This window comes from Aureibaculum flavum, from assembly GCF_016406085.1.
Classification (GTDB): domain Bacteria; phylum Bacteroidota; class Bacteroidia; order Flavobacteriales; family Flavobacteriaceae; genus Aureibaculum; species Aureibaculum flavum.
In genome coordinates, this window is record NZ_JAEHFJ010000010.1 from 105,186 (window position 1) to 120,631 (window position 15,446).

Below are 15,446 nucleotides of genomic sequence, written 5' to 3' on the forward strand. Positions count from 1 at the left end.
CTTGTTAATAATTTTAAAAAAAATAGGCCTATTTTTTCAATGTAAAACTAACGCTTAGTGCGGTTGCTTTTATTTACTACATTTTCTGAATTGTTAGCTTCACGTACTTTACCAACACTCTTTAATTCCAAATTCTCTGTTCCACTAAAAGTGATCACTTCTGTTGAGGTTTCATTATCTAATTTGATATTTGTAGCATGCATTGTTGCGTTTTCGTTATAATTACCATAACCTTCCCATACAGACAACTTAATCGCCATACTTTCTGGAATATATTCCGAAGCTTTTGTTTTGATAACCACAACATGTCCTGTTCCATTTATTTTCGCGAGCAAACTATTAGCTCTTCCATTTCTACTGTCTAAAATGTTCATTTCTACGTGTGCATTTTTAGCATTGGTATAAGGAATACAAAACGCTTCTCCATATTTAGCATCAGCACTACAATTTATTAAAACATCTTCGTTTCCAACATTATAGCCTGTGGCTACACAGTCACGTACCACACAGTCAATGACTTTGTCACCAGAAGTACTCAAACCTGTACATATTCCTCTTCGCATTTGTGTAACCGTACAGTTTTTAACGGTGGTGTTTATGGTTTTATGCCCCTGATAATCTGGGTACATACGTATGCCATCCTCACTAAGAGATATGATTTCTCCTGGCATAATTTTACCATCTTCGGCAACTATGGTGCCTTCTATATAATTACCCTTACCCGCATAAAAATTTTTATCGAAACCATACCCTGAACTTTCGGCAAGCATAGCGTCTGTAGTTCGAAGTAATCCATCTACCTGACAGTCTTCAATCAAAGTGTCTTCTGCCCCCTGTAAAAAAATAGCATGCCCCATGGCTCTCATATGAACTTTACAACCAAGTAATTTAACGTTCTTTGCAGGATACCCAATTCGAATGCCGTTCATCTTCCGTACATCATTCCCGCCTAGTCCATATAAATAGCCATATCCCCAAGGACTTGAACCTGTTGTCCGCAGCTCAACATCTTTTAGTGTTACATTCTCTCCTACGATATTAAAAATTTTATTTTTACTTTGACGGCCCGGAGTATCTCCATACGTCTCAATATATAAACCTTCAAGGGTTACGTGATTACCAGAAATTTCTATAGCACAGTACATACTATTACCATCATCACTTTTCATTAAATCAGTACGACTAAACAGCTTCGTATCTACCATAAATCTTGCACCTCTTAAATCATAATAGGAATTATTACTTGTAATTTCAATAAATCTAATTTTTTGAGCATCATCAATTTGATAATTTCCTTCTTGGAGCTTGACATGTACATTATCCTGATCCAGATACTTTTTAAATTCGGATAGGGTGTTTACCTCAATAAGTGTTTTCTGATTGTCTGTTGATTGTGCTCGGCACGAAAAAAATAATACAAAAACAGTAAGTATAATAAGCACTTGTTTATTCATTTTTTATGTTTTTTATTTATAATATACATTCTTTACAGACTTGTTTGAGGCTACATGTTTGTCCTCAACCTTTTTACCATCATTAACAGTTTTACCTTAGATATAAGCACGAATGCTGACTACACCGGTAGGTAATTAAAATTTCACTTCGATTTCTGTTCCATTAAAAACAACTTGTTCCGTTTTTTTATTATTAATAATTTCAACCGTAAAATTCATTGGAGATTCTTTAAACTTTATATAGTCTCCATTTCCTTTTGAAATTTTTAATATTTTGTTTACTTCTGAATAAGAGAATTTAATTTCTGAAAACTCACCTTTTTCATAATCATAAGATTCATTATCATCCATGTATAAAGTAAACATTGCATCTTTACCCGGATATATTGTTATTTTTACTGGCTCGTCTGTTTTCTCGGTTGCATATTGTACTTTTGGCCCCATAGGAATAATGCTTCCTGCCTTTACAAACATTGGTGTTTCATTAAGGTCTGCTTTTATAGTGATTTCTTTTCCTCCATCAATTTTCTCATTTGTCCAATAGTTGTACCACTCCCCTTCCGGAAAATACATCTCCATTTCACGACTTTGATATTCTGTAACAAAACCCACCATAAAAGACTCTCCGAAAAACAACTGATCCTTAATATCCCAAGTCTTTTTATCATTTGGGTAGTGATACGCTAACGGACTCATCAATTGCTTACTATTATTAGTAATTTGCCATGCTTGTGAGTAGATATATGGCATTAATTGATATCGTAAATCGATAAATTTACGTGCTGTACTTTCAAAAGCATCATTATATCTCCAAATTTCTGTTTCAGATACATATCCATGTATTCTAAAAATGGGACTAAAGGTTCCAAACTGAAACCAACGCGTTAGTAACTCAATATATTCAGGATTGCTATATTGGTTATCAAACTGTGGATTAATAGATTTCGAATCTCTAAAAAACCCACCTATATCATGTGTCCAATAAGGTATTCCCGCCATAGTGAAGTTTAGGCCAGCAGCAATTTGTTCTGAAAATTGCTCCCAAGATGCTTCTACATCACCCGACCAAGAAGTTGCTCCATAACGTTGTTGACCTGCATAAGCAGATCGCGTTAGGTTAAACACACGCTCGTTCGGAAATTCTTCTCTACGTCCTTCATACATTACTCTAGTTACCTCAAGTGAATACGGATTTTGAACTTCAGCGTAGGGCCCAACAGCTGTATTCACTTTATTATCTCTAACTCCTTCTGGTTCTGTTCCATCCAACCAAATAGAGCTTACCCCTTTATGAAACATAGAATCACTTAACATGCGATAAAATCGTTCACCAACACCTTTATCGTATATATCTACGTAGTTACTACTTTTTATTTTTGTAAGATGATATCTTTCTTCAAGAGGTTCATTTTTTACCTCTGGCCATACAGAAACCATAAGTTTAAGGTTTAAGCTTTTTAGTTCTTCTGCCATGCCTTCAGGGTTCGGATATTTAGCCCTATCCCACTCTGGTCCCTTCGTTCCCTTTGGCCAATAAAACCAATCTTGTACAATATTATCAAAAGGAATATTTCTTTTACGCATTTCACGAGCATTTTTCAATAACTCTTCTTGATTATGGTAGCGTTCACGACATTGCCAAAAACCATAAGCACTCTTAGCAAACAGTGGTGCTTTTCCTGTTAAGTTTTGATATTGAGAAATTACTTCTTCTGGGTTGTGACCACTTACAAGGTAATAATCTATAGCATTTCCTGTTGTGCTGCTAAATACTGTTTTGTTATAATCTGGCTCATTATAAAATAATTTTCCAGGAATTTTAGCTCCTGTATTTTGAAAAATCACTTCATATTCCTTACCCGCTTCTAAATATTTTTTTCCTGAATATCTTCTAGGCATCCATATGGTAGAATAATTGATAATATCGTCTCCAGCTATGGTCACCATAATTTCCCCTCGCATACGACCATTATTATCACTCAGTGCCAAAAAAGTATATTCTCCTGTTTTAGTTGGTCTAAAAATAGTTTCACGAATGTTTTTTGCTGTCTTTTCTTTTATAATATGTGCTGCCACATCTTCTTTTTCATCTTCTACGGGCACAACGTCATCTTCTGTTTTACCGGCAACTTCGGCTATAGAAGTAAACTCAATCTCATTTTGAGAATGGTTAAAATCTGTGAGACTATAATTGTTCCAATAAATACCATATCCCTTGGTAGAAACCAAAAAAGGAATGGCTATTTCTTGATTGTATTGCTGTAAACGAATAGGCACATTTTTCCAATTCATAATTCCACTTTGAAACTGACCTAATCCATAAAGTCCTTCATCACCGGCATTAAAACCTTGAGAAACGGTATGCACATCTTCTTTCTTAGATTTTATAAAGGTAAATTCCTTTGTTTCCGCTAATAATTTTTTGCTGTCTTTAGTTTCGTATTCAATAATTCCATCACTATTTACAATTACTTTCATTTTATTTGTTGAAATAGTGATTTGATCAGCCATTTCATCCAATTTCCAATCTACATCTACAGGCTCTAGAATGGTAACATAATTTGGTATTGTTGAAAGTTTACTGCCAGTAATCATTTTATGAACATGAATTATAGCATCATCAACAATTTCAATTTTTATGACAAGACTATCTTGATGAATAACTACTGCATGATCCGATTTTTCTAGGCTATATTTATATTTTGAAGTACAGCCATACACTGTAAAAATTAACAGCAGCAATGAATATTTAAGTTTAAATACTAAATTAAAAAACTCATTTTTTTTGATCATAATTTTGTGATTGTTCTAATTTAAAGCACTTATTCTAGTAATTTTAAAATAAAAAGTGCCAATTTCTTTGTTATTACCATCAATAAACCATGAGCTCATTGCCGTTTTTCCTTTGGTGAAATTTCCTTTAAACAGAACAGATTTTGCATCAGCTAGAACTGGTTTTTCTTCTTTCCATCCTCCAATTTTCACAACCGCCTTTTTAAAATCCATAGCTTTCCCTTCGGCTATTGCATCTATATATCTAGTTGCTTTTCTACCGGGAACGCCTTGATTAATCTTCAAGCCAGACTCAAATGGCCAACGGCTCACTTCGATCTCATAAACCCCATCACGTTCAAAATCAATAGTAAATTCGCCACCTAGTGGATTTAATTTGGCCACTCTAATAAAATTTTGATTCCAAGGAATTTTAGAATCATGAATGTGTTCATCGTGACAAGTAAGCACCACTGGGTTTTCTTTTTCAGAACCTACTATAATGATAGGAAACTGATTAAATTCAGTCGATACTGAACTCCACCACTCATCGTAATACCCACGCATTTTGCTAACAGTTTCAGGGAATTTTGTCGCTATATCATTATTTTGACTTGGATCTGTAGAAATATCATACAATTCTATACCATTTACCAACCGCATTTTATCTGACATTACTGCACTTTTACGCCACTTAATTGGTTCTTGAACACGTTGTGAATCCGTAATTAAATAATCGCGATTAAAAACAGCATCCTTATCCAATAGCAAAGAAGAAATATCACTCCCATCTAAGTCTAATTTTGGCATTTCCAAATTACAAATTGTTGCTAATGATGGTAAAATATCTAAATGTGCTAACATGTTATTCACATCTCTTCCTCCCGAAATTTTACCTGCAGGATAGGAAATAAAGAAAGGAACTCTGTGACCTCCTTCATACTCACTGTTTTTAATCCCTTTCATATTAGCATTATATCCGTACATTTTGCCATCAACATCTTTATATCCAGTGGCAGTGCCGTTATCTGTCATAAAAATTACAATTGTATTATCGTCTAATTTCAATTGCTTCAATTTGTCTTGAAGACGTTTAAAATTATCATCTACATTACTAATCATCCCATAAAAAATCTTCATTTCTTCGGGAATATCTTCATTTTTATATTTATTGTAATATTCTTCAGGAACATTATATGGAAGATGAGGTGCATTAGCAGAAATATAACAAAAGAACGGTTTCTCTTTATTCTTTTCAATATATTTTATGGCTTCCCCGAACCAAACATCGGTACAATACCCTTCTACTTTTTTAGGTACACCATTTTCAAAATAGGTATCATCAAAATAATCATTATTCCAATAATCAGGTGTTTGACCAACACCTCCACCTCCATGAGATAATACATAATTGAAACCTTTGTCTTGTGGTCTTGATGGATAATTATCTCCTAAATGCCATTTGCCAAACATGCCTGTTTCATAGCCATTGCTTTGGAAAATATTAGCCATGGTTACTTCTTTTTCACGAAGAATGGATACGCCACCAATAGTATGCCAAACCCCAACTCTATTTGCATAACGCCCAGTCATTAATCCCGATCGTGAAGGTGCACAAGTAGGTGCAACATGAAAATCAGTCAATCGAACAGATTTCTTATAGAACTTATCAATAGTAGGTGTTTTTACAATTGGGTTTCCTGTGCATCCTAAGTCTCCATATCCCTGATCATCTGTAATAATAATAATAACATTAGGTTGCTTTGCTTTTTGAGCGGCTAACGTTTGTAAACCTAAAAGCATAGGTATAATCAGTAGTATTTTGTGTAAATTATTTATTTTCATTTTATTTAAGATTGTAGGTTATACGTTTTCAGTCAGGTGTATATCAATTAAAATTATTTCCAAGTAATTTTAGCCTTTCTTGTCTCGGTATTTAACCAAACACTTGCATGCTCAAATTCACGAGTAAATATCCATCCTTCTGGGTTTACCCTTTTATATGCTTCTTTTGGGCTTCCCAATGGTTTTACTAATTCTGGATAATCTACTAAGTTACCATCTGCTAAATTCCAACCCCAATTCCATTGAAAATACGAATATGGTTGTGCTCCAATGAGATAACAAGCATGGTAAAATTCTAATTGATCCTTAGATTTTTTTTCAATTCCATCTTTATTTGTTGCTCCAATGGTAATGTCTGTACGTCCTTTTCCTTTTGCTCCGAAACGGTAAATGGACATTTTTCCAGCTTTAGCAATTCTAAGCATATCTTCCCAATCCTTTAGAAGACTTTCTTTACTCATAACGGCGTCATTATAATGCTCGAACATGAAACCATCGCACGAAGGAAAAACTTCTTTGGTATTTGCACCGTTATTTCCAATCAATATTTTATCGGGACCCATTTCTTTTTTCAAGTTAGCCATCATTTCACCCTTTGCTATCGCTATTTCTAACAATTTATCTATAGGATAATCTGCTTTTTTATCCACATTCATACGATCAATAAAAATGCCATCTGCACCTGAAATTTTTACGCCTTCAACAGCATTTTTCACCCACCATTTACGAAAATCAGGATTCAAAGCATCAAAATAATACGAAAAAGCTGGCCCTCTCGTTTTCTCCTTTAATTTACCAGTCTTTGGATTAATGGCTAAAAATTTGGCTAATTCTTTGTTTTTAGCAATGCCCTCTGGAGTAAGCTCTTTATTAAACCGTGGAAATGGCCATGCCACATATGAATTGTAATAGAATAATACTTTAGATTCAGGTTTCACCTTGTGAAAAGCTGCCACTTCATGTTTTGTACCAAGTACCGCATCACCAAGCTGGTGATAAGCATGTGATTTTTCTATACATATAAAATCTGTTTTATCGGCTATAAACTCAATTTCATCAGGTTCCAATACACGGTCAATATCACCAAAATGATAATACATGGGTGTCGTTTCCCAACTAAATTCAGGTAAAAATGATTTAGATTTAATAGTAGTTCCATCACTAATCTTTAATTCCGATTTTGTTTGCCCAAACGTACACAAACTAAATGTGATTATACTTAGAAAGTACAGTGATTTAATGTATCTGTGTGCAATCATTTTTTGATTTATTTTTGATTGTATTTCTACCATTTCAATTAATTTCATTATTTTAATATTTTAATAAATTTTTTATTTATAACAATTATTATTTATGCTTCTTAAATACAAAAGCACAAAGGCTTTGTGCCGGAAGCTCAACAGTATACTTTTCACCAGAGATGTCAATACTTTGAATAGATACATCAGTTTCTTTGTTTTCAAGAAAAACGACTACCCTATTCTTATTTTTTACGGCAATAGCTTTCTTGTCCTCTGGTGTTTTTACCATTACACTTTGATCTCCAGGTCGAATATATTGACTCAATAGAGAAATTGGAGCGTAATCAGGGTTGTAGGTAATGTTACCCGATTGACGATTAATATTTATCAGACTATTTTGTTTCCAACCCCATCCACTTGTACTGGTTTCGTTTAATATTATGTTCCAGTAACAATAATTCTCAGTACCAGAATTAATCCAATCAGACACCTCTGAGAATCTTTTTTGAGCTTGCTTCATTGAATTTTCACCATTTTCACACCTTCCTTCTGTATGCATCATTTTTATTCCTACATGTTTAGTTCGTAGCTCATTCATAGTGCTTTGAGGACAATATTGTAGTCCAACTCCTTCAACATTTTCAGCACCTTCAAGGGACATGAATTTTTGAGCATCTTTACGTTTACCTCTAAAACTACCTGCCCAAAGTTCAACGTCTAACTTCGACTTTTTCATTTGTGGAATGATGTAATTTGAAATCAAATCTTCCATTTGCTCAGGTTGCATATCACATCCTGGATATTTAGGATTCATATCTGTTTCATTCTGAATTATCAGTCTATTAATAGTAATTCCATGTTCTAAATAACTTTTAATATATTTAGCAAAATATAGTGCATATGCTTCATAAATTTTCGGATCTGGTTTTAAAATATTCTTCTCTTTCATTTTATCACCACCATCCATTTTACCTGACTCTTTCATCCATCCTGGAGGACTCCAAGGTGAAGCAAACATTTTTAAATCAGGATTTTCATTATAAGCTGCTTGCATAAAAGGAATTAAAGTGAGCTCTTCTCGTGCCACAGAAAAATTCTTCATTTTGTAATCATTCGGAGTTTGACTATAGCTATAGGCACTTAAACCAAAATCTGATGAGCCTACCGCCGTTCGACAGTTTGAAAATCCCGAACCATTAGTCATACTAAAAAGTGCCTCCACTAAAGATTTTTGATCACCCACAGTTAGACTAGCAAATGCCTCACCTCCCATTTCATTAAAAGCCCCTCCTATTCCACTTAATTCTGAATGTATAACATTATCCATTTGTACTTTGTAGCTAATCGTTGCTTCTTGATTTGAATTTTCAAATATACTTTTTGATAAGACGGGCTGAGCATTCACTTTTGTCCCTTCAGATAACACTACATAATTTAATTCCAATTGATATTTAAATGATTCTTTAGGGCTATTGGCTACTAAACCTATTGAAAGTATACATCCTAATACAGTTATTAAAATTATTTTCTTCATTACTCTACTTTTAGCTATTCTGTTGTTACTAATAATTCAAAAAAAAGGTTTCATCACTCAAATGACCTTGGTCCTGTCTTACCAAGAGGAAATGGCTTAAAGCCTATTTTTAATGCCGGACTGTCATCTGGTAAACTAAAATCACCATTTGCTGGGTCTTTAAAACCAGGATCTGCGACAATTGAATTTTGATCATTTCCAAGTGCTGTCCATTCCTTCCAACTTAAAACGCGTTCATTTGGTTCATAAATACGGCTTGAAAACCTATTCTGTGCACCATGAACCTTTCCTGAGGTAGACCAGATCAGATTACTATCTGAATCAATGGCCTTTTGCTTTTCTACATCATACGCATAACCGCCAGCATATATTGGTGTAATATCACTTAGAATAATATTGTTTCTAAGAATATAGCTGGTATGAGGTTCTGCTCGTGCAAGCATTATTGGAGCGGTATCTGCAAATGCAAAAATGTTATTTTGTACAAGGTTATCCTTACCGTAGTGCTGATTAAAACAGGCATGTCTACAGCGATAAGCTAAATTATTCTCAATAAGAATGTTCCGACTGCCTTCATCACAGTATATGGCCCATCCTCCATATTTTCCAGCAAACATATCATGAAATTCATTATATCTAATGATAGTCCCTGTCTGATCGCCCAACGTATAAATTCCTCCAAGATCACTTAATACTGATCCATCTCCATTGGTATACCCACCAATGTGATGAATATGGTTGTACTCAAATAAATTACCTGTTGCTAATGCTCTTCCATAACCCCAGGTCCATCCCGTAGAAATTGCTGAATAATAAAAGTTGAATATTTCATTATGATGAATGTGATTGTCTGGACTTTGCCCTATCCATATACCAACCGCACAGTGAAAATACTTACCTCCATCATAAATACGAGTATCTGCTATTTCAATATTGCTTGTAGCATCGGCAGGATCTTCAAGTAGCGGAGGTAATGCTACCTTTCCTAAGTCTTCAGCCTTAACCTTTCCTTTTGGGCGAATTTTAGGGCCAATAAGGAACCCACCTGCTCCCAAATCATGAATATCACAACTCAATACTTTAATGTCTGAGCATCCCAGACCAATCTCAAGACCATAATTCCCTATAGCAGTAATTTCACAGTCCTCAAAAAGGTTATTTTTAGCTCCCTTTAACTGTAAAGCTCCTTCCATACGGATATCAGCTTGGCCATAACTACCAGGCTCTGAAGCATCTCTTGGTAACACCCAACTAGTATGGCTAAAGGTTAATTCTTTAAACTGAATATATTTTACATATTGATTATTCCTAGCATCACCCTCCATACGGAGTACATTTATCAAAGATGGAATTGTAGCTATTACCTCTGTTTCATTTTCCAAAGGATAATAGTAAAGCTTTTTCGTTTGCCGATCAAGATACCATTCTCCAGGGTTATCTAGCATTCCTTTACCTCCTTCTAAATAATAAGCTTCATTCGTTTCTACGCGACGCATTGTCTTTCCTGAAAATATAATTTCGTCGTTTTCTCTGTCTATTTGGTCAAATGGTAAATGGTACTCCAACCATTTGTAAAAAGCGACCACAACACCCTCCTCAATACCATCAAAATTATGCTCATCATTCGCAATATAGCTAAGCCTGTCCATCGGCCCTTTTAGGCCTTGCGTCATACTCTTTATTTGCGATTCATCAAATTTAAATCTTAGATAGCCACTATTAGGTGTTCTTGCTTGTATAGCACGATGACTGTTTACCCACAATTGTTCAAACGGAGCATACCCATCAATCTTGGATAAATCTGAAACTAGTACATTACATCCATTAAGTTCCGTTTTTGTCCACTCACTAACCTCTAGACCACCACTAATTATGGGTTTTTCATTTTCATAAGCACGGTAAGTTATTGGAAATTCTTCTGTTCCAGAATCTTCAGATGTCAAGACAAAAGGTTCAGAAAGTTGATAGGTACCACCTTTAATATATACGGTTACTGGTTTGTTTAGTTTACCCTTCTGCTTAAGTTCTCTTATCGTATTCCGTGCTTTTTCTAAAGTGGCAAATGAACTTTTAATACGTGTTCCGTTTTGAGAATCACTGCCTTCTAAAGTTACATAGAACGATATTTCATTTTCATTTACGGAATCGGTACATGATAAAAATAAAAACACGCAGCAAAACACAGTTACAACTGAAAAAATAATTCTTAATAATGTCGACTTCTTAAGAGTCATAATTTTAAATTTATTTTTATGATTTGTAAATCATAAAAATAAACCTATTCAACTTCTTCATGTATAAAATATGATTCATTTCATATAAACTATCATCATATTTTATCATTATCATGATAAATAATAATTGACAATTGATAGCCGTCTAAAAAATATTTGAAAACTATTTTTTATGCATTAATTATTTGGAAAACCTTTTGGCAATGGAGGTATATTTAAAGCTTCCTTTTCATCTGGACTTCTATTTGATGATGTTTGCTTATCTCCATACCAATATACCCCCACACCATAACCCATTTCACAATCGGTCCAACTCCAAATTTCCATATCTAATTGTAAAGAGCTAGAAAATGGCATAACATCTAGAGCACGGGTTCTTGTTTCTGTACTATATCCAGAGGTATTCTTTTCTTTGCTTTTTTTGCGATTAAGTTTATCATATAAAAAACTTCTCGGTTGTGCATGGAATGGATGCTCGTAAAAATCGGTGCTTTTACCACCCCAAGAATAGGCGTAGTAATCTTCAGTTCCTGTTCCAAAAATGGATGGAAAATCTTCACCATCAACCCAAATTTTCTCATCTCCCTCTCCCCACCATTTTTTAACAGGATTCATAACTGTTAAGGCATCACCTACATAAACACCACGACCTTTAAGTGTGACATAATTCCAATCTGAAAAAGGTCTAGTAGCTACTGGATATTGTCCTTTCCATGCGGCATTAAAATACATACTATTGCTATTCCATTTCCATTCTCCAACGATTGCTTCTAGATTTACTTTAACGGATTTATCCCCTAAATTAACAATAGTAATTTTTCCAGATTTCTCGTAGGGCATTACCCATCTACAGGTCATAGTACCATCTTCACGAACTGTTCTATACCAGCCTTGAAAAGGATGTAAACCGATGCCCGATCCAAAAAAATCACCAATGGGCGTCCAAACAGTTTGTTCGTCATCAAACTCTATTTTTAAAATAACCGAACGAGTTACTTCAGAATTTTTATAATTATCTAATTGAAGACTCAACTCTCTAATTGCACCATTTCCTTCTGGCAATGTTATGGATTTTTCTTTTTTAGGTTTTATTTTCGTTCTTAATGAAATTTGTTCTCCTTTTATAGTAATTTTAGGATTCAACAACAACTCACCTACCTCTTTGGTAATGGGCAAAGCTTTATTAAAATCTTCTTTTGTAAACGTTTTTATCCGTGTGTAATCATCATAAGCTCGGTACGTAAATTGATAAAAGAAAGGCATTGCATTTGTTGTAATTTTACAACTTTTAGCATAGGGAATTGGAAAAAACGAAACCGAAGACCGCAACGATTGATGTGCAATTGGATAGGGAATTAATCCCGTGCCATCAAGCAATCCTAGCATATTCCCTTCCAATACAGGTTCTTTACTTCCGTCTAAATAAATTTTAATTTGAATATCAGTATCGGGCTTGTCAGGACTTAAGAATGGCATCCAAGTTCGAACAATAGCTCCTGGACCAATATGATCCATCAAAACCCATTCTTTTTGTCCGTTTTTTTCTTCTGTTCTGATAAAATTATGATCTTTATCTTTAATATTAAAATCATGATTTAAATACCAACCCAGAGAGTCTTTAGGTGTTTTAGAGGCTCTATTATAGCTACTTTCTTGTTTTAATCTAAAATTAGTTGTTGGGAATTGAGCAATAGCATCTCTATCCACCATATCATTTAATAACGATTCAATGGATATTTTATCGTCATTTTGAGCAAATCCTAAAGTTGTAAATGCTAAAAAACACAACTAAAAACAGTTTTAATAAATCTTATTATTGTCTTCATAAATAATTTAATACTTATTAATTAAAACAATGCAACTCGTTAATTTTAAAAATTTGATCCATCTATTTTAAATGAGAAAGAATAAATTTAGTAGCATAATCATTAAGTTCTTGTATGGAAGGCGAAATATTGGCCCCGCTAAAACTATGTCCCGCATTTTTAATGGTTAATAGTTCAACATCTGCATTTTTCTCTTTTGCCACTTCCATCATATAAGTCGAGTTAATAATAGGTAGCGTTGTATCTTTATCTCCATGTAATAATAAAATTGGTGGACTCTTTTTTTCCAAAAGTTCCGTGGGACTAAGTAATTTGGCTAACTCAGCTTTATCTTCTAATGGTGCACCTAAAAGTCGCACAAAAAGTTTTTTATCCTCAAAAATTGAATTAGGTCTTATATCAGGATTTATACAAGAGGTAAATGGAAAATAGGAAGCTACACATTTAAAATCAAGCGTGTATTTTGATAATTTTGGATCACCTTTAAAATCAGATTCTTTACTTAATGCTGTCACGAGACTTAAATGTCCTCCTGCAGAACCTCCCCAAATACCATACTTATTTTTATCTAACTTATATTCATCTGCATTTTCTAGGAGAAAACGAGCCGCATCTTTAGCATCTACAACAGCATCATAAGCGGTGGTGGTTCCCCGTGCTTTTCGGTATTCTATGGTAGCACAAACCACTCCATTATCAAGAAGGTTTCTTAAAGTACCTAAAAAGGATTTTCTTAATACTTTATATTTACTTCCACCAGCCCATCCACCTCCATGAACATGTAACATCCAAGGATTTTCTTTTTTTACTTTGGCAGGCTCTGGATAGAAAATAATCATATCTAATTCTACACCATTAATCGATTTATAGACGACCGTTTTTTTGTGACTAAATGTATCAAGAATTTCTTGTTCTTCTGGAGATTGTGCACAGACAATTGACAAAGGTCCGATCATTAAAATAAGGAAAAGTACTCCTCTATTTATAAGTGCACTAAAATTAAGTTGAATGAAATTTCGCATAGATTGATTATTATTAAATTGTTTTTTAATATTCAGTTTTAATTCTATCAACCCCGTTTTTCACAGCATCCCTTTTTTTCATTGCTACAAAAAACAATAAGGTTATAACCACAGAAATACCTAAACCTATCCAATTGGAACTATTAATATCTAAACCTAAACCGACAGTTGGGTCGTAAAAAATATAAGACCCAACTACACTAGTTATAAAAAATGCTGGAGCTAAGGCAATCATAAAATATGTTTTCTTTTGGTATAAATAAATAGCTCCAATCCATAATGCGATAGATGCTGTTACTTGATTTGCCCAAGAAAAATACCTCCATAATAATTGAAAATCCATGCTAGTTAAAATATAGGAAATAATAAAAAGAGGAATGGCAACCATAAAACGATTTTTTAATACTTTTTGGTCAATTTTCAAATAGTCTGCAATAATCATACGAGCAGCCCTGAAAGAAGTATCTCCAGATGTAATGGGTAGAACAATAACTCCTAAAACAGCAATAGTACCTCCAATTGTCCCTAAAGAAACAACGGCTATTTTATTTACTACAGCTGCAGGTCCTCCATTTTGTAAAAGCTCATTTAAGGAATCCCCATTTAGAATGCTCATTGCTGCTGCGGCCCATATCATTGCGATAACAGCTTCAAGTATCATCATTCCATAAAATACTTTTCTACCATCTTTTTCATTGTTGATGGTACGGGAAATTATTGGAGATTGTGTTGCGTGAAACCCAGATAAAGCTCCGCAAGAAATAGTTAAGAAAATTACGGGATAATAGGGTATGCCTTTGGGGTGCATATTTTGTAAAGTAAGTTCAGGAATTGGATTTCCAACCATAAACATACCTATACAAATACCTATTGCACTAACTATAAGAAGAATGCCTAGTATAGGATAAATCTTACCTATAATTTTATCTATAGGTAATATAGTTGCAATAATATAATAGATAAAAATACCAAAGAGTATTATTGTTAAGTAACTTTTTTCAGAATTAATCAATTCGTTTATCATTTTAGCTGGAGCTGTTACAAAAACAGTACCTACCAAAATTAAAAGCAATAATGTAAAGAAATTTACAACATGACTAAATGATTTTCCTATAAATCGAGAAGCTAGAGCGGGTAAATGTGCTCCGCCATGTCTTAAAGAAATCATACCTGTAAGATAATCGTGAACCGCACCTGCAAATATGGATCCAAATACGATCCAAATAAATGCTACAGGTCCATATAAAGCTCCTAAGATTGGACCAAAAATTGGACCAACTCCTGCTATATTCAAAATTTGAATAAATGCGTTTCTGTTACTGTCCATTGGTACAAAGTCAATTCCATCAGACATTGTGTGTGCTGGAGTTTTCTTATCCTTATTAGATTTAAATACTTTATCTACGAATTTACCGTAAATTAAATAACCTAAAAGTAATAAACCTATAGCAGTAATAAATGTAATCATTTTGCGTGTTTGATATAGTTTAAGTTATTGGAAATATTTCCTTTTTAATT

9 protein-coding genes are annotated in these 15,446 nt (G+C 33.8%); all 9 read right to left on the bottom strand.

The annotated features are described in order from the left end of the window. Positions 1-47: 47 nt before the first annotated feature. Positions 48-1,454 (bottom strand): hypothetical protein, encoded by a 1,407-nt coding sequence (locus tag JBL43_RS16940; RefSeq protein WP_198842588.1) that lies wholly within the window; start codon positions 1,452-1,454, stop codon positions 48-50. A gap of 135 nt (positions 1,455-1,589) precedes the next feature. Then, on the bottom strand, positions 1,590-4,247 hold the full coding sequence (locus JBL43_RS16945; RefSeq protein WP_198842589.1) for a glycoside hydrolase family 31 protein: 2,658 nt from the start codon (positions 4,245-4,247) through the stop codon (positions 1,590-1,592). Between the two features lie 15 nt (positions 4,248-4,262). Next, positions 4,263-6,071 carry an arylsulfatase gene (locus JBL43_RS16950; protein WP_198842590.1) on the bottom strand — a complete coding sequence of 603 codons (1,809 nt, stop codon included), beginning with the start codon at positions 6,069-6,071 and terminating at the stop codon, positions 4,263-4,265. Between the two features lie 53 nt (positions 6,072-6,124). Continuing rightward, positions 6,125-7,378, bottom strand: a complete 1,254-nt coding sequence (locus JBL43_RS16955) for a putative glycoside hydrolase (RefSeq protein WP_198842591.1) — start codon at positions 7,376-7,378, stop codon at positions 6,125-6,127. Positions 7,379-7,418: 40 nt separating this feature from the next. Further along, positions 7,419-8,846: a glycoside hydrolase family 30 protein gene (locus tag JBL43_RS16960; RefSeq protein ID WP_198842592.1), complete on the bottom strand. Its 1,428-nt coding sequence runs from the start codon at positions 8,844-8,846 to the stop codon at positions 7,419-7,421. A 53-nt stretch (positions 8,847-8,899) separates the two neighbouring features. Then, complete coding sequence (locus tag JBL43_RS16965; RefSeq protein ID WP_198842593.1) at positions 8,900-11,080, bottom strand: right-handed parallel beta-helix repeat-containing protein; 2,181 nt, start codon at positions 11,078-11,080, stop codon at positions 8,900-8,902. 177 nt (positions 11,081-11,257) lie between these two features. Beyond that, positions 11,258-12,868, bottom strand: coding sequence for a glycoside hydrolase family 172 protein (locus JBL43_RS16970; RefSeq protein WP_198842594.1), 1,611 nt, complete (start codon positions 12,866-12,868; stop codon positions 11,258-11,260). Positions 12,869-12,968: 100 nt separating this feature from the next. Further along, the gene (locus JBL43_RS16975; RefSeq protein WP_198842595.1) at positions 12,969-13,928 is read right to left on the bottom strand and encodes a prolyl oligopeptidase family serine peptidase; all 960 of its coding nucleotides are present in this window, start codon (positions 13,926-13,928) and stop codon (positions 12,969-12,971) included. Positions 13,929-13,953: 25 nt separating this feature from the next. Next, positions 13,954-15,396: a carbon starvation CstA family protein gene (locus JBL43_RS16980; RefSeq protein WP_198842596.1), complete on the bottom strand. Its 1,443-nt coding sequence runs from the start codon at positions 15,394-15,396 to the stop codon at positions 13,954-13,956. Positions 15,397-15,446 lie beyond the last annotated feature (50 nt).